Raw genomic sequence first — 22,376 nt, 5'->3', positions numbered from 1 at the left:
CAAATTGGGAATCTTCCACATTATGTTTTTTGTAACAAAAAAAAGAACGAATGCACAACTCCAACGAAACAGTGCTTCCCTGTTCCTGGAGTCATGATTCGTTCCGAATTCGATTGTGCAGCATTCCTTACGCCTGAACGGGTACGGAGACGGGTTTTACCGGCGTGCTCAACCTCTTGATGCTCAGATAGTAAGCGATGCCGAGCGGGATGACGGCGCCCAGCCAAGCCAGCGGATTTGCCAGGCTTGCACCGAGGAAGCCGATCTGCGCGGTCAGGAAGATAGCAGCCAGTACCCGCATGATCAGCTCCATGATGCCCGCCACAGTGGGAATTAAGCTCTGACCAAGCCCCTGAAGCGTGAAGCGGTAGATGAAGAGCAGCGACAGAAGCAGATAGGTGCTGCCGTTCGATAAGAAATACAGCCTGCTGAGCGACAGCAATTCCTCTTGGCCTTGACCCACAAAAAGGCTGACGACGGCAGGACCCGCAAATATAACCAGCAGGCCCACGGCGATGCTGAATGATCCTGAGAGCCAAATACACTGCTTAACCCCCAGCTTGATCCGATCTATGCGATTCGCTCCGAAGTTCTGAGCAGCAAAAGTCGCCATTGTAATCCCGAAGGAACTCATCGGCTGCGTCGCGAGCATATCAATCTTCTGAGCCGCGGTATAAGCCGCAACGGCTGTTGCCCCGAGACCGTTTAGCGTGATCTGAAGAATGATGGCTCCGATTGCGATAATGGAGGCTTGGAAGCCCATCGGAAAACCTACCCACATATGCTGGCGTATAAATTTCCAATCGATGGACCAGTCGGCATTCTTGAATTGAAGGAGCGGGACCTTCTTATGAATGTAGATCAGACAGAGCAGGCAGGAGAACAGCTGCGATATAACCGTGGCAAGTCCGGCTCCGGCTACTCCCATCTTAAATGCGAGAATGAATAAGAGGTCGAGCACGATGTTCAGAATGCTTGCAACGACCAGGAAGAGAAGCGGGGTCCGGCTGTCGCCGAGAGCACGGAGCAGGTTAGCCAGCAAATTGAACAGAACGGCCGCGCCGACGCCCCAGTTAATGACGATCAAATACGAATACGCATCATCCAAAATTTCGGCAGGGGTGTTCATCATGACGAGGACGGGCCTCGTAAATATAACGCTCACGATGGTGAGGAATACCGTGAACACCAGACTGATCCATACACTCGTTCCCACGCTTTTGCGGACGCCTGCGATATCCTTAGCTCCAAAACGCTGTGCGGTTATGATAGACAAACCAGCCGTCAAGCCTTGGGCAAAGCCGATGACAAAAAACAAAATGCTGCCTGTCGAGCCAACGGCTGCAAGTGCGTTCACGCCAATGGTACGTCCCACGATAAGGGTGTCTGCCATGTTGTAAAATTGTTGAAAAATATTACCGATCAAAAGCGGGATGGTAAACATGGTAATCAGCTTGATCGGACTTCCTTGCGTCATGTCTCTCATGTAGATTCTCCTATGCCGTCAATAAACGTTCCTCTAGAGATTTATTTGAAATATTATGCTCCAAGCAGCGCTTATCGCATCGAATGGAAACATTATAATGGGTGAGGGTCGTTTGTATTCTTGTGTATCTTAACATGAAAGAACATAAATTTCTCCCTATTTATTCCCGAAATCAAAACTAAAAGCAAGTACTCGTGATCAGAAGAGTTTGTACCCGATTTGGATCCCTGATTTTTCTATAACTGAAAAGGCCAACCGGTCATTTCGGTTGGCCTTTTCAACATGATGACATGTGATATCCCTATGGAATTCCGATGTTTATGCCTCTTCGACGGCAAGCTTATCCAATGCCAGCTTCGCGCGTGACCGCGCTTCTTCGACATCGCCGGCGCTTGACAGCGCGACTGCTACTCGTCTTCCGGCCTTGGTTACCGGTTTGCCGAACATGCGAAGCTGCGTATTCGGAACGGCCAGCGCTTGCTCGGCGCCTGTAATCGTGTAGTCTTCCAGCTCTCGGCCGGCTTTCAGCGGGCGGCTGGCTCCCGGCGTGATCAATTCGATCTCTGGTATCGGAAACCCGAGAATGGCACGGACATGAAGCGCAAATTCGGATAGATTTTGCGTGACCAGCGTAACCAGCCCAGTATCATGCGGACGCGGGGATACCTCGCTGAAGTACACCTTATCCTCGGCCAAAAATAATTCAACGCCGAACAAGCCGTATCCGCCAAGCTCGTCGGTAATCTTCCGCGCAATATATTTAGCCTCCTCGATTTGCGCTTCAGACATGTCGTGCGGCTGCCACGATTCGATATAATCTCCGCTTTCCTGAATATGCCCGATCGGCGCACAGAAGCTTGTTCCATTTACGGAGCGGACGGTCAGAAGCGTGATTTCCGACTGGAATGAAATGAATTCCTCAATGATCACTCTTCCGTTCTGCACGCGGCCGCCTTCCATGGCGATGTTCCAGCAGGACTCGATATCCCCTTCAGAACGGCACACGCTCTGACCTTTGCCGGAGGAGCTCATCAGCGGTTTGATCACGCACGGAAAACCCATGTCCAGGACAGCCTGCTTGAATTCCTCATAGGTATCGGCAAATCGATAGTCCGCAGTCGGCAGTCCCAACTCCTCTGATGCCAACCGGCGGATCCCTTCACGGTCCATCGTAAGCTTTGCGGCTCTGGCGGTAGGAATCACCCGATACCCCTCATCCTCCAGCTTCACCAGCTCCGAAGTAGCCAGCGCTTCAATCTCCGGAACGATCAGGTCCGGCTTTTCCAACTCAATAATAGCGCGCAGCTTCTCTCCGTCCAGCATATCGATCACATGGCTGTGATCGGCAACGTGCATGGCAGGAGCATCGGCATAACGATCGACGGCTACGGTTTGGACACCCAATCGTTGTGCTTCAATTACGACTTCTTTCCCTAGTTCTCCGGATCCCAGCAGCAATATTTTTTTCGTTTTGAACATCGTTGTTTTATCCCCTTTTCATAGTTTCAGAGACGATAGAAGCCCAAGAAAATAATAAAGAGGTAAGGGAAATAAACTCCCTTACCTCTGCCCAGGCGTACGGCCGTTGTCATCCATGTGCTCCCTCATGGTTCCCCATGCTACGCCAGTCACACATAAACCTATACATTGTTACATAAATGATACTGAATCTTTTCGTTAAATGCAATATCAGCCTGCGTCTTTAAGATTTAGATTTCAACATTTCGATCATATCCTGAAGCGAGTGTGACAGCCATTTCTTAGGATGAATGACAATCTGGATGTCCAGTCGAATGTCAGGGTGTTGAAAGGGAAGAATCGCCAGCTCTCCCCTCTTGATTTCCTCCTCTGCTACCATTCTCGGCAATAATGAGATGCCGGTACCGGACATGATATATCTTTTGATTGCCTCGGGATTGCCCAATTCCAAACCAATACGGACGGGAGCTCCGCTGGCGCGCAGCACTTTTTCCAACATGATCCGGTAATTGCAAGTATCCTCGGTCATAATCCATTCGCAATCAGCCAGATGCTCCAGCTCGATGACGGGCAACCTGCGAAGCGGATGATCCGGATGGGCAATCAGATGGAGGGGCTCTTCCCGGATCGAGATCCAATTCAATGAAGTGTCTTCCGGTTTGTTCTCCAGAATAAGCCCGAGATCGTACTCACCCTCTCTTACCTTACTGACGATGCTATCTTCACGATCCGTTTGCAAGCGGATGGCAAGATCTTCATGCTTCTGCCTCACCCGATGAAGGACGGATGGAAGAAAATATGCGGCAAGCGAATCGATCGTTCCAATCGATAAGACGCCCCCGCCTTGTTTCGTCAGCTTTTCCTTAGACTGGTGGAACAGATCCAGCATTTGGACAGCATACTTGAACAGCTCCTCCCCTGACTTCGTCAGGCGCAGGCCTCTGCCATACCGTTCAAACAGCTTGACGCCGTATTCCTTCTCCAGCTTCTGAATCTGGGTGGTAACGCTGGATTGTGCATAACCCAATTCGTCAGCAGCTTTAGTAAAGCTCTTTCGAACAGCAACCTCCCTGAAGGTTTGCAGATAGATCAGTTCCATCGCTCTCTCCTCATCAATAATATTGATAATAACTATCTATTATTATAGATAACACCGATCCCGATTCCCATGGTAAAGTAAAGCCACAATTCATGAAATGGAGGAAAGATCATGTTGAGTCCGCAAGATTTGAGAGGTATTTATGTTCCGGTGGTCACCCCCTTTTCACATGAATACGCATTGGATGTTCCGTCTTATCATCGTTATTTGGAGAATTTGTTATCCCATGACATTCAAGGATTGATCATCAACGGTACGACCGGAGAGGCGCCGACGGTAACTTGGGAAGAGGTCGTTCAGGTGATGGAGGAAACGCGAAAAGGTCTGGACGGGCGGCAATTGCCGGTCATTATTGGTACGGGTACCAACGATACGTTCTCCAGCATGAAGCGGACGGAATGGGCAGGACATATCGGGGCAGACGCGGTATTGGTGGTCACGCCGTATTACAGCCGCCCTTCGATTGAGGGCATTATACAACATTTCCGCAACGTCGCGGAGGTGGGGATACCGGTTATTTTGTACGAAGTTCCTTCGCGCACCGGAATTTCCTTACCGGTCGATGCCATTCGAAGAATCATGGAGATCCCCGGTGTCATCGGAATGAAGGACAGCACTGCGAGTACAGAGCTTATGAGAAGCTTGTCTCCATACGATACGAAGCCTGTTCTATGCGGAGACGATGTCCGCTTTCATGAGATGCTTTGTCATGGTGCATCGGGGGGCATTTTGGCGTCGGCCAATGTGAATACCGAAGCTTTTATTCGTGTCTATCAATTAGCTGTCCAGGGGGATTATTCTCGTTCCGAAAAGGAGTTTGAAGTGCTGCTTCCCGTTATTCATCAGTTGTTCGCAGAATCCAATCCCGCTCCGCTAAAATGGCTGCTTGCCAAGCAAGGCCTTATCTCATCCGACACCCTGCGCCTGCCGATGGGCCCCATTACGGATGAGCTCAAGCTATCTTTGGATCAAGCATTCAAAGGCTGAGAAACTTTAAATCATGGACGCAACAGGTTTCTCCTCAAGAGTGGCGGAACGCATCGCTTCCTTACCATTCTTGAATGGATGATTCGATGCTATAGGGCGCACAAGCTTTCAATCAGCAGAGAATGGGATGGGTGATACTGACATTTTACACAAAAAAGAAATTCTGCTTAGATCTATCAATTTAAAGGATTGATGAATGAAATCGCCCCACTTATAATATGGGTACATTCAATTCCTCCCAGAAATTTGAAAGGAGACTTGCAGTGCTGCCCTATTCAACCCCTAATCATGATTTTGCCTTTGAACAATCTGTAATCGGTATGGCTTTGGTATCGCTAGATGGAACGATTCTTAAGGTCAATTCGGCACTATGTGATCTGTTGGGTTACTCGCCGCAGGAGTTAACTGCCGGGGCGCCGCAAGAAGAAAACAGCCTCCGCGGGTTATTGAATCGAGTGATTCAGAACGCTAGGGCTGCCCAGGGCCATCAGCCATTCGTCCCCCCGGTTGAATATGCTTACCGTCATCCGTCTGATCGCGAGTTATACCTTAGTGCACGCTGCAGCGTTGATCACGATCCGGAGCAGGGGCCCAAGGGATACTTGGTACAATTCGAGGATCGAACGCTGCTGAGACAGCTCATGAAACAGCTGGAGCAGAAGGAACAGAAGCTGAACGAGAAGGAAAATTCGTTTCTGCAGCTGCTGGAAGAGCTCCCTCTCTCCGTACTCATAACTAAAAAGGGCATTGTTCACTATGTTAATTCTGCTGGACTCCGTCTCGTCAATGCGATGCACCCCCGTGACGTGCTGGGCATTTCAACCGACGTGATCGTCGACGCATCATATCATCACGCATTGATGAAACGCAGGGCAACGTATGCCGAGAGCGGTGAAATCGGAAGCGTCGATTACCTGATACGCTGTCTGGACGGGCAGGAGAAGATGGTCACGGGATTCACGTTAATCATACAATATGAAGGCGAGAATGCGGCCGTCGGCATCTTCAAGGACATCACGGAGCAGCGGATGGAAGAGGACCGCGTGATGCAATCCGAGAAGCTGACGACCGCCGGCCAATTGGCCGCCGGCATCGCTCATGAAATTCGAAATCCATTGACATCGATTAATGGATTCGTGAAGCTATTGCGATCCGCGGAACGCAGCAACGAGCTTTATTTTGAAATCATCGAATCGGAGCTCAAACGCATCGAGCTCATCGTCAATGAGCTCTTGGTGCTCTCCAAACCGCAGGGCGCCCACGTGAGCGGACCCATCGACGTGTCGGCCATACTGGATCAGATCATTACGCTGATGAAGGTGCAAGCCGCTCTCAAGAATATAGAGATCATTCCCCATTATCCACTGATTCCGATCTATGTACAGGGCGAAGTCAACCAGCTCAAGCAAGTGTTCATCAATCTGCTGAAAAACGCGATGGAAGCGATGAATCACGGCGGAAGCATCACCTTGGACATTGTGCACAGCGGGCCCGAGGTGCAGATTATCGTGCAGGATGAAGGAGTTGGGATGACGCAGGATCAGATCCAATCACTGGGACAGCCCTTTTTTACAACGAAAGACACCGGCACGGGACTCGGTCTCATGATTACCAAGAATATTATTCATAATCACGGCGGTACGATGAACGTGGAGAGCACTCCTGATCATGGGACAACCTTTACGATCCATTTACCTGCTTTATAATGCGTACATATATCGGAGGACATAGGCATGGACATTCAAGATTCAAACTTACATAAACAATTTGCAATAAACTGCTTCAATCAGGTCTGGGATATCCTGGAGAAGAAGCTGCGGACGCCGGAAGACGAAGAGAACATGATTCACATGTGTCATGCTTCCTTTTGGCATTGGAGCCGGGTGGCGGATCATACAGAGCGCAACCTGTCCATCGGGTATTGGCAGCTCTCCCGAGTATACGCGGTAACGGGTCAGGGCGATCAAGCACTGCATTATGCCAAGCGCTGCATCACGATCGGGTCATCGGCTAACCTCGAACCCTTCTACATCGGTTACGGATACGAAGCGGAAGCGCGGGCCTATCTGGTTCTGGGGAACAAGGAGCATGCATTGGCATCCAAGCAAAAAGCGGCAAGTTATCTCGACAAGGTAACGGATAAGGAAAGCCATCAGATGCTTGCCAACGATCTCGGAAGTCTGGACTAACGCGCAAACTGCGCATGATCGGATCTTTTATCGAAAGGGTTTTGTCAGATGATAACCGATATAATAAAAGACTTCTCTGCATAAAAAGGGGAGCTTGCTTCTTACGCTTTGGTAAGCGCTCCGTGACGCGGGTGAAGGATTGGCTTCGAGACCCATATCTTCAGCCATCACCATCGCCCGCTTCATGTGCAGCGGATCGCTCACGATGAGATACGAGGACAGCCCTGCCGCATCGCCTATCTTGTTGGCATAATACAGGTTTTGCTCGGTGATCACCGAACTCGTCTCGACCAGGATATCCCTCTCCGGAACGCCGTGTTCGATGGCATATTGTTTGGCAGCTTCCGATTCGGCCACTTCATCTTCCGACCCGCGTCCCCCTGTAAAAATGAGCTTATCTACGTATTGTTGATCATACAGCCATAACGCATGATCGATGCGCCCCTGAAATACAGGCGAAGGTTTCCCCGCCCATACTGCGGCACCCAGCACGATCGCTGCATCGGAGGGAATATTCACCGTTCGCCCTGCATATTTCCAAATCGTGTATCCCACATTAATCGAATAAACCAGCATGATGGCTATCAGTCCCAGCAAAACTCTCAACAAGATGCGCTTTCTTCTATTTCCTGCTTTCCGCAGCTGCATCAATCGGGTCATGCAACACCTCCAACTTCCACTCGTTCAACTCCAGCCTTCATTTTAGCATCATGGGTACAGGGATATAATACAGCAAAGAAGCCTGCGGCTCCATCATGGAGCTGCAGGCTTTTGATTATTCCAACTTCCTCTTGGTTCCAACGGACATCAATCCGTTTCATATCCATATAGCGTGACTCTGTTCTTCCCCTTGCTCTTGGCAATATGCATGGCTTTCTCCGTTTCGTCAGTCAAATGGGTAAGACTCAGCATGGAGGCAGGCGTTAGGCAAGCCGCTCCTACGCTTACCGTCATAAACCCGTCTTCCTCCGTTCGGTCCTTGGGGATGCTGAGCGCCAGGACGCCTTGACGTAGCTTCTCAGCCACTTCATAGGTTCGGCCGGGATCGGTATCTTTGATCTTCAATATAAAGGTTCCGCCGCCGTAACGCGAAACGGCCGCTCCATAGTATTCGCCTATGATTTTCAGTGCGTCGGCAATCCATTGCAAACATAAATCGCCACCGTATAAACCATGAAGCGTGTTATACAACCGGAAATCATCGATATCGACCATCAGCTTCCGATAAATTCAATCGGCTCATTGGCAACCGAAATCGTAAGATTGATATATTGTAAGTCCGGTGTCGCTATTGCTTGAAGGTCTCGGCGAATCATAAGCTCAAATTGCGTTTTTCCGATAAACTCCTCAAGGCTCTGTCCCAACAGGGACTCGGCGCTGATCCCGAGCAGCTGCTCCGTATTTCGGCTGCACTGCGCGATCCTGAAATCGTCGATAGGATTAATGGCAAGCAGTACGCCATGGGGCTGAATATATCCTGGAATGTGAATAGGTTCTTTTTCGCAAATGGTCAGGTCGATCGGTTCATCCGTTACATAATCGCCCTCCGTCAGTAACTTTCGATTAAGTGCATCCTGTTCAGTCATTGCTTATCAACTTCCCTTATTCACAGATTTAAAACCAAATGCCCAATGCATCTCATTGTTATAAAGAGATACATTGGGCACAGCATATTATAACAACAGTTCTATGAAATTGTACGCCATTCAGACTTTAGCATAGCATAGTAATACTCATCCCACCAAACCTCGCCTCGAGGGATACACTGCCTAAAGCAGCCTTCTCTCCTCATACCAAGCTTCTCCATCACCTTATACGAAGGCGTGTTCTCTGGCTGGCATGTCGCGATGATCCGGTGTACTCCCAATGCTTCGAAGCCATACTGAAGCAAGGCTCTGGCTGCTTCCGTAGCATACCCCATACCGTGGTAGGCCGAATGAAAGACCCAGCCGATCTCGTAAGTATGTTCGCCGAAGCAAGGATGAAACACCATGTGTCCGATCACGCGTTGTTCCTTCTGCAGCATGACGGCATAATGATGCGGTTGCCCGCCCTTGTTCTGCTCCAGAAATTCCTTTACCGTCTCTTCCGTATGCACCGGCTCCGGCATGTAAAACATCACCAAGGGATCGGATGTATATTGAAGAACATCCTGCCAATCTCCTGGTACAAACTCGCGAATCACTAATCTTTCGGTAACGATATACATTTGCCCGACTCCTCTTCAAGTTGTATTTCCGTGTCCTCTTTGCTCACACTTCAATACAGGGACAAATGCGATTCGCCGTTTATCCTTTTCTTTGTCTTTCCTGATAACGCCGGGTCACCTTCTTTCTTGCTGCAGGCTGTTTATACTTTATTCGACTTTATGTATGAAATTCCTTCACTAATTGTAAAATTACTGGATATTTTGGCTTAATATCGATTTGATTTTATCAAAATGCATGCCTTCGTGATATAAGCAGAAGCTTAAGAATTCTTCTATCCTGGATAACTTTAAACCTTTGGATGTCGTGTAGGGAGACAAGGGTGGTATCTTGCAGATGCGTCAAATAGATATGTCCTGCATTCCACTTCACATGGTTGTTCATTCCGCTCGGAATCCATTCCTCCATATCATCCGGGATATCCCGTTAGCGAGTATTCCATTCTATCGTGCGGATTATAATAACCATAGGCCAGCCGAAACTTTCGTTCGTCAGCTTGCACAAATCTGTCACGTGCTCCAAGTTCATACGTTTCATGCGGCTGCCCCGTCTTCTAGTTAAATAACGGAATCGTTCAGCATGTTTTTCTGCCCGTGCTGCAACATTTCTACAGATCTCCCGTCTATAGAGGTGCAGCAAGTACATTTTACCAATTCGCCATGGCTTGGCTGTATCCTAGCCTTTAGGATATTCTACACTTGGAGGAACCTATCATGAACAAAATCTACAAAGTACTTACAACCGCTACCATTCTGGCGATGGCAGCACTGCCGGCAGTCGCTAATGCACAGGACACCCCTCCTGCTTCAGTCCATACGGGGCAAGGCAGCATCGTGAACCAGGCAAAGAAAAGCGTTCCTGGAACCATGGGTTACATAACGGAATACGTAAACGATAAAACGGGCAAATGGATTACGGTCACCGGCCGTGGTCTCGGTGCCACCGATCAACAAGAAATCAAGCTCTCCATTTCCAAGGACACTAAAATCATCGACGCCAAAGGAAACAAGGTCCAACTCCAAACGATTGTGGACAAGAACAAAGCAATTAAAGCCTTCTATGGCCCGAACATCACCAAGAGTCTGCCTGCTCAAGGCTCAGCGCTTACGATCATCGTTCAGGATAAAGACTTTGCGGGTATTGATGGAACCATCACTGAGGTAACCGAACAAGGCATTCTGGTCGAGGGTACCAATCTGTACAACGACAGTGAAGAGACTATTCTGCTTCATCTGGATCCAAAAGCGACAATCATCAATGCAGACGGCAGCACGCTCAATGCAGGTGGCCTGGAAACCGGCATGAGCATTCGCGCTTTCTACGGACCTTATGTGGCGTTAAGCATGCCGCCTCAATCGTCAACCAACTACATTCGGGTTCAAGCTCAAGCAGAAGAGCCTGTACAAGAAGAACCTGCCGGCACAAACGGTATCATTACCGACATGGCAGATAACAAAATCACCCTCATGGGTCAGCCACTGGAGTCGGGCGGCGTCAATTACGTGATCCTTACCGTAGACGAGAATACGGAAATCGTCGATGCGAAAGGTAAACCGCTGACGGCTGGAGCTTTGAAAGCAGATCTCCGCATCGAGGCCTATTACATCCAAGTGATGACCCTGATTTATCCTGCCCGGACTCACGCTGATAAGATCGTGGTTTCGGAAACGACCGCTCCCAAAATCGAAGGCACCGTTGCAGCATCCGACCGCACGACCAAAGACCAGCTGTATATCAATGTAGGCTCCGACCAATCAACGGAGAATGACGTCATTCTTAACGTTTCCGAAGATACGCAAGTGATTGCGGGGCTCAGCACGGAATCCGAACTGAAACCGGGTACGAAGGTCGTAGCCTACCACTCGCCTATCATGACCAAGTCCATTCCAGCCATCACCTCGGCCGAAGTCATCATTGTTCAATCCGGCCAATAAGGGTTAATCCAAAATAATATCTGCCCAGCAAAAAACCATCGTACACAGGACTCCTGGATACGATGGTTTTTTAATAGGATATCGATCTCCAACGACTATTCCTCAAACTCCACGTTGTGATAAACTTGCTGAACATCCTCAAGGTCTTCCAGTGCATCGATCAGCTTCTCGAACTGAGCCTGTCCTTCTTCCGGCAGGGACACAAAATTCTGTGCCAGCATCGTCAGCTCGGCAACGGTAAAGTCCGTTATGCCAGCAGCTTTGAATGCTTCCTGAACCGCATGGAACTGATCCGGTTCAGCGTAGACGATCACAGCTTCTTCCTCTTCCAAGATGTCGCGGACATCCAGGTCGGCTTCGAGCAGCAGATCCATGACTTCCTCCGCCGTCTTTCCTTCCACTCCGATGACGGCGGTTGGATCAAACATATAGGACACCGAACCGCTGACGCCCATATTGCCCCCGTTCTTGTTAAAGGCAGAGCGCACGGCAGGCGCCGTCCGATTGACGTTGTTTGTCAATGCATCGACGATGATCATCGATCCGTTCGGACCAAAGCCTTCATAACGAAGCTCTTCATAGTTCTCGTCCCCGCTGCCCTTGGCTTTATCCAGGGCGCGGTCAATAATCGCTTTCGGTACATTGTATGTTTTGGCACGCTCTAGAACAACCTTCAGCGCACGGTTGGATTCAGGATCCGGCTCGCCTTTTTTGGCGGCAACATAAATTTCCACACCGAATTTCGCGTATACGCGACTTGTATTAGCATCCTTGGATGCTTTCTTTTCCTTAATATTATTCCATTTACGGCCCATACGTTTCGACTCTCTTTCATCATTGAATCTGAAGCCGGTATTCAATAAATACCCCTGTCCATTATATCTCTATTAAGTCCCTTGAACAAGGTTAAGAGCGTAGATCCGGAAAATAGACACATACCCGTAATAATCATCAGGTTCGAAGGCACTTCAAGCGCATGAACCGATGCGGGAAGTGCCTTTTTGGCGAGCGATTTAAAGGCATCACAAAATTTTTATTGATTATTTATAGACATAATATTATTATGTCTATGTATCAACCAACGAAATTCGCATTCGCTTGTTTTTACGATGTCCGGCCTGCACGATGCAGGTCACGAAAGGAGAATCATTCATGATGCTTAACAACCCGTATGTCCGAACCGTTGTGTTCTCACGCGTACTCTTGAACCTCGGCATTTGGGTTCGCAACTTCGCCATTCTGTTATACGTTACGGACATGACAGGCAATAATCCTGTGTATGTATCTCTCATATCCGTAGCCGAATTTGCCCCTATTTTCTTGTTTGCCTTCATCGGCGGTACTTTCGCGGACCGCTGGCGTCCTAAACGTACCATGGTCCGTTCGGATGTTTTGTCCGCGTTATCGGCATTTCTCGTGCTGATCGCCGTTCATAACGGGTCGTGGCAGGCATTGCTGGTACTCACGTTCTTCTCTGCCACCGTGTCACAATTTTCCCAGCCCTCGGCGATGAAGCTGTTCAAACAGCATGTGCCCGCTGAACAGCTGCAATCCGTAATGGCCATGTTTCAATCCATGGTTGCCTTCTTTACGGTCATCGGCCCGATCGCAGGCGCATTTGTATACCAGAAGTACGGCATTGAAATATCGCTGATCGCCACAGGCGCCCTATTTCTGGGTTCTGGCTTGATTCTGACTTTACTGCCTCGCGATATGCTGGAAGAGACACAATCCAAGCACCAGAATCTCCAGCAAGAACTTATCGAAGGCCTTCGTTATGTATGGAGTAATCAAACGCTCCGAACACTAGGTGCGACCTTCGCCGCCGCTGGCCTGGCATCGGGACTTATCCAGCCGCTCGCGATTTTTGTGACGATTGAGAACCTCGGGCAGGATAAATCATTTTTGCAATGGCTGTTAACCGTCAATGGGGCGGCGATGCTTGTCGGAGGGGGATTCGTCATGGCATTTGCCAAGAAAATAACCCCTCAAACCTTACTGGCTCTCGGTCTGACCGTTAGTGCTATCGGAAACCTCGGTATCGGCTGGTCAACAAACATCATGTTTACGCTGCTGCTTTTGGTGCTTAACGGATTCTTTTATCCCTCCATCCACATTGGAATCAACACCCTGATCCTAAACAATGCGAAAGGGCCGTATATTGGTCGGGTGGGCGGCGCCCTTACCCCGATCTTTATGGGCATGATGGTGCTGGGCATGTCGCTGGGGGGATTGCTCAAAGACCAACTGTCCTTGTTCTTCGTCTATGCGGCCAGTGCACTCTTGCTCCTCACAGGATCGGCGTTGCTGATCCCATTATTTAAAAAGAAAACGAGCTCCGCCGGCGTATTGGAGCAATGAGCACAAAAAGAGCCGCCTCTCATTTCAAGAGGCGGCTCTTTGGTTTGAATTTTGGAGCGAGACGGACAATGAGGCAACACGAACATAACAAACCGGAGCTTTTCATTAAGAGAGCTCCGGTTTGTTAATAACTGTGTAGAATTACGCGTGAAATTGTTGACCGTCCAGTACTTCCTTCACGTAACCGGCGCGGATGACATAATCGCCCAAGCGCTCGCCGATTTCGCGTTCTTGTGCGTACTGCTTCATAATCTGGCGAAGGGAGTCCAGAATCTCAGCCTCCCCGATGTTCTCTTTATAAAGCTTGTTCAGCCGGTGTCCGGAAAATCCGCCGCCCAGGTACATGTTGTATTTGCCTGGTGCCTTGCCGATAAACGCGATTTCGGCCAGCATCGGTCTGGCACAGCCGTTCGGGCATCCTGTCATTCGAATGACGATGTCCTCTTCGCTCAGTCCGTTCTCTTCCAGGATCGGATCGATTTTATCCAATAGCGTCGGCAAATATCGCTCGGATTCGGCCATGGCTAACCCACAAGTCGGCAAGGCTACGCATGCCATGGAATTTCTGCGCAGCGCAGTATAATGATGGCCGTCCGTCAGCCCGTAACGCTTGATGAGTTCTTCAATCTTCTTCTTTTTGTGGCTGCTGATATTGGCAATGATCAGATTCTGATTGGCCGTCAATCGAAAATCGCCGTTATGGATTTGGGCGATTTCGCGAAGACCCGTCATCAGCAGGTAATCTGCCTCGTCTTTCACGCGCCCGTTCTGGATGAACAGCGTGAAATGCCATTTGCCGTTGCTGCCTTTTACCCAGCCGTAACGATCGCCGTTATGGTCGAAATGGAACGGCTTTGCCTCCTCCAGCTTCCATCCCAGACGGCTGGTCAGCTCGCTAAGGAACCAATCGATGCCGCGGTCATCAATCGTATATTTGAAACGGGCATGCTTCCGCACTGCGCGGTCTCCGTAATCACGCTGAATCGTCACCGTTTTCTCGGCCAAGTCCACGATCTGCTCGGGTTTGCAGAATCCAATGACTTTCCCCACTTGAGGATAGGTTAGCGGATCACCATGCGTCATTCCCATGCCGCCGCCTACCGAGACGTTAAAGCCTTTTAATTTGCCGTCCTCCACGATCGCTATGAAGCCGAGGTCCTGGGAGTACACATCGACATCGTTGGAAGGCGGCACAGCCATCCCAATCTTGAATTTCCGCGGCAGGTACACCGGGCCGTAGATCGGCTCCTGTTCCTCACCATTCTGCGTGCTATCCACGATCTTCTCGCCGTCCAGCCAAATCTCATGATACGCACGCGAACGCGGATCGAGATGGCTGCTAAGCATGCGTGCCCACTCGTATACCTCCGAATGAATTTCGGATTGATCGGGGTTCGGATTGCACATGACATTACGGTTAACGTCACCGCAAGCGGCCAGCGTGCTAAGCATGGCTTCATTGACTTCTTTAATGGTGCTCTTCATATTCCACTTCAATACACCGTGAAGCTGGAAGGATTGACGCGTTGTCAACCGAATCGTGCCGTTTGCATACTTCTGGGCAACGCGGTCCATCATCAGCCATTGCTCCGGCGTCACGACACCGCCCGCTGCGCGTACGCGCAGCATGAACTGATAAGCAGGCTCCAGCTTTTGCTTATGCCGTTCGTTTCGCAAGTCCCGGTCGTCCTGCATATAGCTGCCGTGGAATTTCATCAGGCGGTTATCGTCTTCGGGAATCGATGCCGTAATGCGATCCTCTAATGTTTCTACAAGACTGCCCCGCAGATAATTGCTTCGACGTTTGATGTCCTCGACATCGCTATGCGGCGCACTATTCGGTGATACAAGGTTATTATCAGACATGTTCCTTTTCTCCTCTCGAAAACCACGGGAATGACCTCAATACACATCCCGCTGATAACGTTTCTGTTGCTGCATGAGCGTCAGATATTCCGCAGCTTCTTCCGGACTCATCCCGCCTTCTTGTTCAAGAATGGACCCCAGCGCGGAGTGCACGTCATGAGCCATTTTCTTCTCATCGCCGCAGACATATACGCAAGCCCCTTCTTGGAGCCACTGGTACAGCTCCTTGCTGTTCTCCAGCATCCGGTGCTGCACGTACACTTTCTTGTCCGTATCCCTTGAGAAGGCAACATCCATGCGAGTCAACACCCCATCCTTCAACCAGCGCTGCCACTCGATCTGGTAGAGGAAGTCCGTCGTGAAATGCTGATCGCCGTAGAACAGCCACGATTTCCCTTCTGCGCCCGTCTCTTCCCGTTCCCCCAGGAAAGCCCGAAAAGGGGCCACGCCCGTGCCGGGTCCAATCATAATAATCGGGGTGTCCGGATTCTCGGGGAGCTTAAAATTCGGATTATGCTGAATGTATACCGGCAATGAATCGCCAGCTTCCAGTCGTTCTGCCAATTGTACCGAGCACACCCCGTATCGGTTGCGGCCGTGTGCTTCATAGCGGACCGTCCGAACGGTGACATGGACTTCATCCGGAAACGCTTTGGAGCTGCTTGCGATCGAGTACAGACGAGCCGGAATCTTGCGCAGAATGGATACAAAATCGCTTGCCGCCACTTGCTGCAGCCCATAATCCTGTACCAAATCCAGCAAATCCCGTTCCTCGATATAGGCACGAAGTTCCTGCTCATGTCCAGGCTGCAGCAGTTTCTGAAGCCCTTCGCTCCCCGATAGCTTAGCCGCCTGTTCAATCAGAGGTTTCGTGAGAACCGTAATTTCATAATGGCGGAGCAAGGCATCCCGCAGCGTCCGCGCTTCGCCACTTTTGTTCACAACGACCGCTTCGTCTGCATTCCATCCCATGACAGCGATGAGATCATCTACCAGCTGCGGATGATTTTCCGGATAGATGCCTAAACTGTCGCCAGGCTCATACTGCAGATTCGATCCTTCAAGCGATAGTTCGATATGACGGGTTTCCCGGTCAGACCCTCTTCCGTTCAAATTCAAATTTTCGAGAATCTCGGCTTGAAACGGATTGCTTCTTGAATATTCCGATTCCGTACTGTCGGTCAGGGCTACCGCGCTTACATGTTCAACAACGGCCGATCCCGCTCCGGCCTCATTCAACGATAGGAGGACCTGATTCATCCATTCCGCGGCCGATTCATCAAAATCCACGTCGCAGTCTACTCTTGGCGTCAGCCGTTTGCCGCCCAGTTCCTCGAGGCGCTTGTCGAAATCTTTACCCGTTTGGCAGAAAAATTCATACGAGGTATCCCCCAGCGCCAGTACGGAATATTGAAGATTCTCCACCTGAGGTGCCCGCTTGCTATGCAGGAACTCATAGAATGGAATCGCGTTATCCGGCGGTTCGCCCTCTCCGTGCGTACTTACAATAATGAGGAGATTCTGTAATTTCTTCAGGTTGTTCGGCTTGAAATCGCTCATCGAGGACATGGTGACCTGCAAGCCGACTTCTTCAAGCTTCTTCGATAACTTTTTCGATAATCCATGACCGTTGCCCGTCTGGGACCCATATAGGACGGTGACTTCTTTAGGAGCCGACACAACCGGTGCCGATACGGCCGCCGCCGCACTCGCTTGCGGTGAAGCAGCAACTGCCGCAGCGGCTGCCGTTCCCTGCAAAGCAGCGATAAAGCCGCTCAGCCACGTCCGCTGGGATTCCGTCAGTGTAGGCAGTAAGCGATTCAGCAATTCCACTTGTTCCTGATTAAAAGGACTGTTCGTTACTTGAAGTTCCAACAATATCCACCTCTCAAAAGCGCACATTATTAATTCCCACTATTGCGATACAATTAATTTTATTGCTCCTCTGAACCTATCACAGCTTACGGGACCGGTCAATTACAATGTTCTTATAGCATTTATCAGTTTTCCTGATAAATCGGTTTTCCCGACGTTTGCTGGATAAAAGCTAGCCGAATTATGGAATATCGCCACCACCGAATGGTAATGATACCAATGATAAGGAGGAAGACATCGGATGCACAATCAGGACTGCAATTTTACCCCGCTGAAACGCAAATTAAAGGAACAGCTCTCGGATATCAAGGGCCATCTGCAGCAGGTTATCGTCAATCTGGATCAGGACGGCTCCTGCCTGCTAGGGGAGCTGGACTCGATACGAACCAAGTTCATGGAAGCCGAATCGATTTCATCAACGTATTATCTCAATTGTTTTCTCTTCCCCTTCACCAGCAAATATCAAGAAATCGCGAAATCTGTATACCATCTCAGCCAAAAAAATCTGGGTGCGTTAATTGTTATTCAACGAGAGGACGGTCTGGATTCCTTAATAACGCCCGGCATTCCCTTGTCGGCAGAAATCACGAGCCCTCTGCTTGAATCCATATTCGTTCCGGGCAGTCCGCTCCACGATGGAGCTGTGCTCGTGCGCAAAGATATGATTATTTCGGCTGCGAACGTGCTCCCGTTAACCGCCAAGACCTACGGGGATCGCAAGCTCGGCACCCGTCATCGTGCAGCCATAGGCTTATCCGAGATCAGTGATGCCTTGGTTCTCGTTGTATCGGAAGAGACCGGGAGAACCTCCTTCTGCATGGAAGGCACAATGTATCCTTTATCCATCAGCACCCCCTAGCATAGGCTGTTGATTCATCTGCCTCCTATAAGCAAATGATGAGTAACCCTTCCTGACCAAAGCCGACATATCTCATTAGACTAATCCTTGAAAAAAAAGAGCCGCAGATGCTGAGTCTGCGGCTCTTTTTATGGATCCAACCGATGATGGATCTTTTAAGCAAAGGTATAGGTCCAGAAACGCTCCGTTCCGAAGCGCTGCTCCACTTCCTTGGCCTTCATCTGTTTCTTGCCAAGCAGCTCGGCTGCTTGGAATTGAGAGCGATGAGCTTGAATGGAGTTGAGCTTTTGCACCATAAACATGGATACGTCTTGGTAGACATCCGGTTTACCCAGTTCCTGTTCACAGTTGTTGGAGAAAGCCAGACATTGGACCACGGGTCTTTCTTCGGCAGGCATCCGACCAATCGTTCGAATGACGGCCGCGCCTGTTGCATCATGATCGGGGTGTACGCTGTATCCAGGGTAGAACGTGAACACCAGCGATGGCTTGATCTCCTGAAGCAGAGAAGCAATCACGCCGTCCAGTTTGTCCTGATCCTCGAACTCAATCGTTTTATCATGGAAACCAAGCAATCTCAGATCCTGTATGCCGATGGCTTTGCAGGATTCTTCCAGCTCCGCTTTGCGTATCGTTGGAAGCGTAATGCGATTCGCGAAGGGAGGAATGCCCATATTGCGGCCCATTTCCCCCAGCGTTAAACAGGCGTAGGTTACATGTGCGCCTTCAATAATATATTTAGCCAGCGTTCCGGACAAACCAAAAGCCTCGTCATCCGGATGCGGCAATACGACCAGTATGTTTTGCTCCATCAATCCTCGTCTCCTCTCTCTATTAAAAAGGTTCCCGGCTCAGCTGCAAAGCGACAACCAGTTTCCCCTGACTGTCATGACCCGCCATGATGAGCCGTTCGGTGTCCGTCTGCTCGAAGTGGGTGAGTCCTTCCGTATATACCCAGCCTTGGCCCATCTTCAATCCGACCCGGTAAGGCCCGTTTCCGGATATGGAACCATGACTGTAACGAATCGTTGCGTTCGTTATAAAATTAGCCGCCGGGTGTTTGGAGCTGTCATAGTGGGCAGCATAGGCGCCTGTCGTCATCTCAAGATGGATATATAAATCCTGATCCTTCAATTTATCGATCATTTGCTGTACTTCAGTTTGATTTATGAGTTCCATATTTCCCTCCAATATAAAGAATCACTACGCCATAAGCAGTTGATATGATAATTCTATCATAATTATTGAGCAGGACGAAAACCCTCAAAACCGATGAACAAAATTATCTCTCGGCAAAGAGAGTTGCGTATTCCGGCTGTGCCGCATAAACGCTTAGCTCGTGCTCAGATATAACCGTATAGCCTTCCCGGCGCAGAAGAGCCGTAGTCACGCCATAACCGGCCTGTTTCACATTGTCAAATTCTCCGTTATAAATCATGGCACTTCCGCAGGAAGGACTTCCCTCTTTCAGGACAATCAGCAAGGCTCCAAGGTCTTGTGCCATTCGAAGAGCCTGGTATGCACCTTGGATATACATCTCGGTCACGTCTTTGCCCGATAGCTCCACCACTCTGGCATTACCCTCCAGTACATCATCCCCGTTCCCTCCAACGATCTCCGCAGGTTCTCGAGGGATGGTGAATCCACCCAGCAGTTCGGGACATACGGTTACGGCTTTCTTCGCTTCAACAAGCAGCTGAATATTCGTATCCATGCTGTCAGTCGCATTATAGCGAACTTTCATACCGGCTAAACATGAGCTTACAACAATCACAGATGCCACCTCAAATCTTTCGTTCATACAAACTTACAATCGAAGCCGTTCGCCCTCATTCAAGTATCATGAATCAGAACCCAAATGTCAACGAAATGCAATAAAGAGCTGCCATGGTGTTCGGAAGCCCTTAATGCCAAAAGTGTATCTCTTTTACGAACCAAACCGCTTCACTCCATCATGGCTCATCTCAGCATGGGAGCAACCCTCTTAAGGAAATGATTCATTAATATCGGCAAGGAAATCAGAATCGGCGGATCATCCAGCCGGGGAACGTGGAGCGTAACATGTAGATGCGGCGTCCTGGCGTACGGCTTTACGATAACGGGCTCCTTGGAACGGGTACGCAGCGTAGTGGACTGAGGAAGGAGAAAATCGACCGCCTGCATGCCCCATGGGACCGAAGTAGCCATCAAATAATAAGTGCCGGGTCTGACGTCTGAGAAACGAAAGGAGCCGACGGAAGAAAGCAAAGTACCGTATAGGGGAAACCCTTCGGGGATCGGCTTGGCGAACAGCCCGATCAAAATCACGCCCTGAAAGGGAGCCGCGGCCTCGATCGTGCCTTCAACCGTCAAATCGGGATTATCAACCGGCATGGACTCGCGCCAGCTGTTCAGCTTCTGCAGGGCTAACAGATGCTCGTCGGCCTCCTCCTTAGAGTTCCGGAATTGCGAAGGGGTCACCCCCACCCTCTCCGTGAATCGTGTCGTAAACGTCCCCAGACTCTGCTGGCCGATCTCCATGGCGATATCCCGTATGCTTAGATGCGTATGTAACAGCAAATCCTTTGCCTTCTCCAAGCGAAGCGATGAAACATAATATAACGGAGGCAGCCCGATTCGATCCTTGAATATACGCGAGAAGTGATAGGGACTGTACCCTATGTAATCCGCAAGCGTTGATAATGGGAGAGGCTCGTAAATATTCTTGTGAATATAAGCGATTACTTCATCGATTTCACCATATCGATCAGTCATCAGGTCCGCACCATCTTTCATACCGGATATGTTATGTATGGATTCCAATTCATCTCTCTCGAAGAACAATTGTTCGCATTCATACTATCATATCCATCTAAAAAATGGAAGCATTTGCAATGCTATATTCACGAATTAAATAATTAAAATTGCAACTAAAAAGCCGCGCTGTTTGCACGGCTTTCATCAGCTTAATCCATATCAGGAATATGGATTTCCACTTCTTTTTTGCTTTGGGAGGATCGCAGAATACCGTCCAGTATCGCTTGATTGCGAAGCACCTGCTCACCCGGAATCGGCGCCGGTTTGCCTTCGCGCACCGCGCTGACGAAATCCTTGATTTTCTCCTGAAATACATTCAGCTCATGGCTGATCAGCGGTATTGCGCTTTCGGTATGATGGCCCTGAATATCGTGGAACAAGGAAATCGATCCTACCTTCCCGTCCCATACACCGCTCCAAGGGCCTGAGCCTGCAGGCGTAATCTTCATGCCCGCATCCGTCCCCAAGAACATCGTTGCTCCGAGCGTATCCATATGCATAGCCCAGGATGTTTTAAAGTTAAGCACAAGGTCGCCTTCAAACCGAATGATGGCTACCCCGAAATCCTCTACGTTAAACGCTCCGGCTTCCGCATGGTATTTGGGATTCGTCCCGAAATAATTCGACGTATAAGCGGATACCGTTAATGGCTTGGGATATCCCAGGGCGTTCAGCGCCATGTCCAGGGAATAGCATCCGATGTCCGCCATAGCGCCTGCCCCGGCGATTTCCTGGCGAACAAACGTGCCGCCCGGCATTCCCCGTCGGCGGCCGCCCCCGGTTTCCACATAGTACACTTTTCCAAGCTCGCCGTTCTGGATCAAATTCTTAATGATGCCCATGTTCGGGTCATATCGCGGCTGAAAACCTACATTAAGCATATTCCCGGTCTTCTTCGAGATTTGAACCATCTCGATCGCTTCTTCCAAAGTGACCGACATCGGTTTTTCAAGCATAACGTGTTTGCCCGCCGACAGCGCATCGATCGTCGTACGGTAATGAGCGACGTTCGGCGTACAGATGCTTACGCCGTCCAGGTCAAGATCCAACAATCTGCGGTGGTCATCGAATCCGATGGCTCCCTGCAATCCCCAGCGCTCAATAAACTGATCGGCTCTGCCGGGTAAAATATCAGCTACGGCAACAATTTGCACATCGTCAATTTGTTTATAGTACTTTGCATGTTCCCCCGCAATGCCGCCGCTTCCGATAATTCCAATTCGAATGGTTTTGCCCAT

The 22,376-nt window shown here is 49.8% G+C and carries 22 protein-coding genes and 1 riboswitch; of the genes, 6 read left to right on the top strand and 16 right to left on the bottom strand.

Translation table 11 applies throughout. From position 1 onward, the window contains the following. Positions 1-127: 127 nt before the first annotated feature. The 3 genes from BMX45_RS03920 to BMX45_RS03910 all read right to left on the bottom strand — a co-directional run bounded on the left by BMX45_RS03920 (position 128) and on the right by BMX45_RS03910 (position 4,064). Complete coding sequence (locus tag BMX45_RS03920) at positions 128-1,486, bottom strand: MATE family efflux transporter (protein ID WP_090908578.1); 1,359 nt, start codon at positions 1,484-1,486, stop codon at positions 128-130. A gap of 318 nt (positions 1,487-1,804) precedes the next feature. Next, a complete protein-coding gene (gene purT, locus BMX45_RS03915; RefSeq protein WP_090908577.1) occupies positions 1,805-2,965 on the bottom strand; it encodes a phosphoribosylglycinamide formyltransferase 2 in 1,161 nt (386 codons plus the stop codon). Positions 2,966-3,047: 82 nt separating this feature from the next. Beyond that, a riboswitch (ZMP/ZTP riboswitch) is annotated at positions 3,048-3,128 on the bottom strand. Between the two features lie 60 nt (positions 3,129-3,188). After that, positions 3,189-4,064 (bottom strand): LysR family transcriptional regulator, encoded by an 876-nt coding sequence (locus BMX45_RS03910; protein WP_090908576.1) that lies wholly within the window; start codon positions 4,062-4,064, stop codon positions 3,189-3,191. A gap of 111 nt (positions 4,065-4,175) precedes the next feature. On the opposite strand from BMX45_RS03910, the gene dapA reads away from it, so the two are divergent. The 3 genes from dapA (at position 4,176) to BMX45_RS03895 (ending at position 7,240) form a co-directional block, all read left to right on the top strand. Then, positions 4,176-5,051 carry a 4-hydroxy-tetrahydrodipicolinate synthase gene (gene dapA, locus BMX45_RS03905; RefSeq protein ID WP_090908575.1) on the top strand — a complete coding sequence of 292 codons (876 nt, stop codon included), beginning with the start codon at positions 4,176-4,178 and terminating at the stop codon, positions 5,049-5,051. 263 nt (positions 5,052-5,314) lie between these two features. Further along, positions 5,315-6,757 (top strand): PAS domain-containing sensor histidine kinase, encoded by a 1,443-nt coding sequence (locus BMX45_RS03900; protein ID WP_090908574.1) that lies wholly within the window; start codon positions 5,315-5,317, stop codon positions 6,755-6,757. 27 nt (positions 6,758-6,784) lie between these two features. After that, positions 6,785-7,240, top strand: coding sequence for a hypothetical protein (locus BMX45_RS03895; RefSeq protein ID WP_090908573.1), 456 nt, complete (start codon positions 6,785-6,787; stop codon positions 7,238-7,240). Positions 7,241-7,267: 27 nt separating this feature from the next. Here BMX45_RS03895 and BMX45_RS03890 read toward each other — a convergent pair whose 3' ends face one another. The 5 genes from BMX45_RS03890 to BMX45_RS03875 all read right to left on the bottom strand — a co-directional run bounded on the left by BMX45_RS03890 (position 7,268) and on the right by BMX45_RS03875 (position 9,449). Then, positions 7,268-7,900 (bottom strand): YdcF family protein, encoded by a 633-nt coding sequence (locus tag BMX45_RS03890; RefSeq protein WP_090908572.1) that lies wholly within the window; start codon positions 7,898-7,900, stop codon positions 7,268-7,270. Beyond that, a complete protein-coding gene (locus BMX45_RS31570) occupies positions 7,897-8,061 on the bottom strand; it encodes a hypothetical protein (RefSeq protein WP_217648106.1) in 165 nt (54 codons plus the stop codon). The genes BMX45_RS03890 and BMX45_RS31570 overlap by 4 nt, the downstream gene beginning before the upstream one ends. Beyond that, positions 8,048-8,455 carry a GGDEF domain-containing protein gene (locus tag BMX45_RS03885; RefSeq protein ID WP_090908571.1) on the bottom strand — a complete coding sequence of 136 codons (408 nt, stop codon included), beginning with the start codon at positions 8,453-8,455 and terminating at the stop codon, positions 8,048-8,050. Before BMX45_RS03885 ends, BMX45_RS31570 begins: the two co-directional genes overlap by 14 nt. Continuing rightward, the gene (locus BMX45_RS03880) at positions 8,455-8,826 is read right to left on the bottom strand and encodes a hypothetical protein (protein WP_090908570.1); all 372 of its coding nucleotides are present in this window, start codon (positions 8,824-8,826) and stop codon (positions 8,455-8,457) included. Before BMX45_RS03880 ends, BMX45_RS03885 begins: the two co-directional genes overlap by 1 nt. Before the next feature lie 101 nt (positions 8,827-8,927). Further along, complete coding sequence (locus BMX45_RS03875) at positions 8,928-9,449, bottom strand: GNAT family N-acetyltransferase (protein ID WP_090908569.1); 522 nt, start codon at positions 9,447-9,449, stop codon at positions 8,928-8,930. A 711-nt stretch (positions 9,450-10,160) separates the two neighbouring features. On the opposite strand from BMX45_RS03875, the gene BMX45_RS03865 reads away from it, so the two are divergent. After that, entirely contained in the window at positions 10,161-11,381 is a 1,221-nt protein-coding gene (locus BMX45_RS03865) for a peptidase (protein ID WP_090908568.1), read from the top strand. A gap of 95 nt (positions 11,382-11,476) precedes the next feature. Here the strand turns inward: BMX45_RS03865 and BMX45_RS03860 are convergent, their stop codons facing one another. Next, positions 11,477-12,196, bottom strand: coding sequence for a YebC/PmpR family DNA-binding transcriptional regulator (locus BMX45_RS03860; RefSeq protein WP_009596040.1), 720 nt, complete (start codon positions 12,194-12,196; stop codon positions 11,477-11,479). Positions 12,197-12,533: 337 nt separating this feature from the next. Here BMX45_RS03860 and BMX45_RS03855 point away from each other — a divergent pair, with 337 nt between their 5' ends. Continuing rightward, the gene (locus tag BMX45_RS03855; protein WP_090908567.1) at positions 12,534-13,742 is read left to right on the top strand and encodes an MFS transporter; all 1,209 of its coding nucleotides are present in this window, start codon (positions 12,534-12,536) and stop codon (positions 13,740-13,742) included. A 141-nt stretch (positions 13,743-13,883) separates the two neighbouring features. Here BMX45_RS03855 and cysI read toward each other — a convergent pair whose 3' ends face one another. Continuing rightward, entirely contained in the window at positions 13,884-15,608 is a 1,725-nt protein-coding gene (gene cysI / locus BMX45_RS03850) for an assimilatory sulfite reductase (NADPH) hemoprotein subunit (protein ID WP_090908566.1), read from the bottom strand. Positions 15,609-15,644: 36 nt separating this feature from the next. Further along, the gene (locus BMX45_RS03845; RefSeq protein ID WP_090908565.1) at positions 15,645-17,483 is read right to left on the bottom strand and encodes an assimilatory sulfite reductase (NADPH) flavoprotein subunit; all 1,839 of its coding nucleotides are present in this window, start codon (positions 17,481-17,483) and stop codon (positions 15,645-15,647) included. Positions 17,484-17,724: 241 nt separating this feature from the next. On the opposite strand from BMX45_RS03845, the gene cdaS reads away from it, so the two are divergent. Further along, complete coding sequence (gene cdaS, locus BMX45_RS03840) at positions 17,725-18,342, top strand: sporulation-specific diadenylate cyclase CdaS (RefSeq protein ID WP_090908564.1); 618 nt, start codon at positions 17,725-17,727, stop codon at positions 18,340-18,342. A gap of 155 nt (positions 18,343-18,497) precedes the next feature. On the opposite strand, the gene bshB2 is transcribed toward cdaS, so the two are convergent. The 5 genes from bshB2 to BMX45_RS03815 all read right to left on the bottom strand — a co-directional run bounded on the left by bshB2 (position 18,498) and on the right by BMX45_RS03815 (position 22,376). Beyond that, the gene (gene bshB2, locus BMX45_RS03835; protein WP_009596037.1) at positions 18,498-19,154 is read right to left on the bottom strand and encodes a bacillithiol biosynthesis deacetylase BshB2; all 657 of its coding nucleotides are present in this window, start codon (positions 19,152-19,154) and stop codon (positions 18,498-18,500) included. Positions 19,155-19,176: 22 nt separating this feature from the next. After that, a complete protein-coding gene (locus BMX45_RS03830; protein ID WP_015735930.1) occupies positions 19,177-19,521 on the bottom strand; it encodes a YojF family protein in 345 nt (114 codons plus the stop codon). Positions 19,522-19,624: 103 nt separating this feature from the next. Further along, the gene (locus BMX45_RS03825; RefSeq protein WP_090908790.1) at positions 19,625-20,116 is read right to left on the bottom strand and encodes a 2-thiouracil desulfurase family protein; all 492 of its coding nucleotides are present in this window, start codon (positions 20,114-20,116) and stop codon (positions 19,625-19,627) included. Between the two features lie 185 nt (positions 20,117-20,301). Further along, complete coding sequence (locus BMX45_RS03820; protein ID WP_090908789.1) at positions 20,302-21,096, bottom strand: helix-turn-helix transcriptional regulator; 795 nt, start codon at positions 21,094-21,096, stop codon at positions 20,302-20,304. Between the two features lie 191 nt (positions 21,097-21,287). After that, the gene (locus BMX45_RS03815) at positions 21,288-22,376 is read right to left on the bottom strand and encodes a Gfo/Idh/MocA family protein (protein WP_090908563.1); all 1,089 of its coding nucleotides are present in this window, start codon (positions 22,374-22,376) and stop codon (positions 21,288-21,290) included.

The organism is Paenibacillus sp. cl141a (genome assembly GCF_900109305.1).
GTDB classification, from domain to species: Bacteria; Bacillota; Bacilli; order Paenibacillales; family Paenibacillaceae; genus Paenibacillus_AQ; species Paenibacillus_AQ lautus_A.
This window is presented reverse-complemented; position numbering and strand designations above follow the sequence as displayed.

Coding starts and splice junctions, on each gene's coding strand:
- cdaS (WP_090908564.1), top strand. CDS start 17,725: ATGCACAATCAGGACTGCAATTTTACCCCGCTGAAACGCAAATTAAAG.
- BMX45_RS03920 (WP_090908578.1), bottom strand. CDS start 1,486: ATGAGAGACATGACGCAAGGAAGTCCGATCAAGCTGATTACCATGTTT.
- BMX45_RS03890 (WP_090908572.1), bottom strand. CDS start 7,900: ATGACCCGATTGATGCAGCTGCGGAAAGCAGGAAATAGAAGAAAGCGC.
- cysI (WP_090908566.1), bottom strand. CDS start 15,608: ATGTCTGATAATAACCTTGTATCACCGAATAGTGCGCCGCATAGCGAT.
- BMX45_RS03880 (WP_090908570.1), bottom strand. CDS start 8,826: ATGACTGAACAGGATGCACTTAATCGAAAGTTACTGACGGAGGGCGAT.
- BMX45_RS31570 (WP_217648106.1), bottom strand. CDS start 8,061: ATGAAACGGATTGATGTCCGTTGGAACCAAGAGGAAGTTGGAATAATC.
- BMX45_RS03815 (WP_090908563.1), bottom strand. CDS start 22,376: ATGGGCAAAACCATTCGAATTGGAATTATCGGAAGCGGCGGCATTGCG.
- dapA (WP_090908575.1), top strand. CDS start 4,176: ATGTTGAGTCCGCAAGATTTGAGAGGTATTTATGTTCCGGTGGTCACC.
- BMX45_RS03910 (WP_090908576.1), bottom strand. CDS start 4,064: ATGGAACTGATCTATCTGCAAACCTTCAGGGAGGTTGCTGTTCGAAAG.
- BMX45_RS03895 (WP_090908573.1), top strand. CDS start 6,785: ATGGACATTCAAGATTCAAACTTACATAAACAATTTGCAATAAACTGC.
- BMX45_RS03830 (WP_015735930.1), bottom strand. CDS start 19,521: ATGGAACTCATAAATCAAACTGAAGTACAGCAAATGATCGATAAATTG.
- BMX45_RS03860 (WP_009596040.1), bottom strand. CDS start 12,196: ATGGGCCGTAAATGGAATAATATTAAGGAAAAGAAAGCATCCAAGGAT.
- BMX45_RS03885 (WP_090908571.1), bottom strand. CDS start 8,455: ATGGTCGATATCGATGATTTCCGGTTGTATAACACGCTTCATGGTTTA.
- BMX45_RS03855 (WP_090908567.1), top strand. CDS start 12,534: ATGATGCTTAACAACCCGTATGTCCGAACCGTTGTGTTCTCACGCGTA.
- BMX45_RS03865 (WP_090908568.1), top strand. CDS start 10,161: ATGAACAAAATCTACAAAGTACTTACAACCGCTACCATTCTGGCGATG.
- bshB2 (WP_009596037.1), bottom strand. CDS start 19,154: ATGGAGCAAAACATACTGGTCGTATTGCCGCATCCGGATGACGAGGCT.
- BMX45_RS03820 (WP_090908789.1), bottom strand. CDS start 21,096: ATGACTGATCGATATGGTGAAATCGATGAAGTAATCGCTTATATTCAC.
- purT (WP_090908577.1), bottom strand. CDS start 2,965: ATGTTCAAAACGAAAAAAATATTGCTGCTGGGATCCGGAGAACTAGGG.
- BMX45_RS03875 (WP_090908569.1), bottom strand. CDS start 9,449: ATGTATATCGTTACCGAAAGATTAGTGATTCGCGAGTTTGTACCAGGA.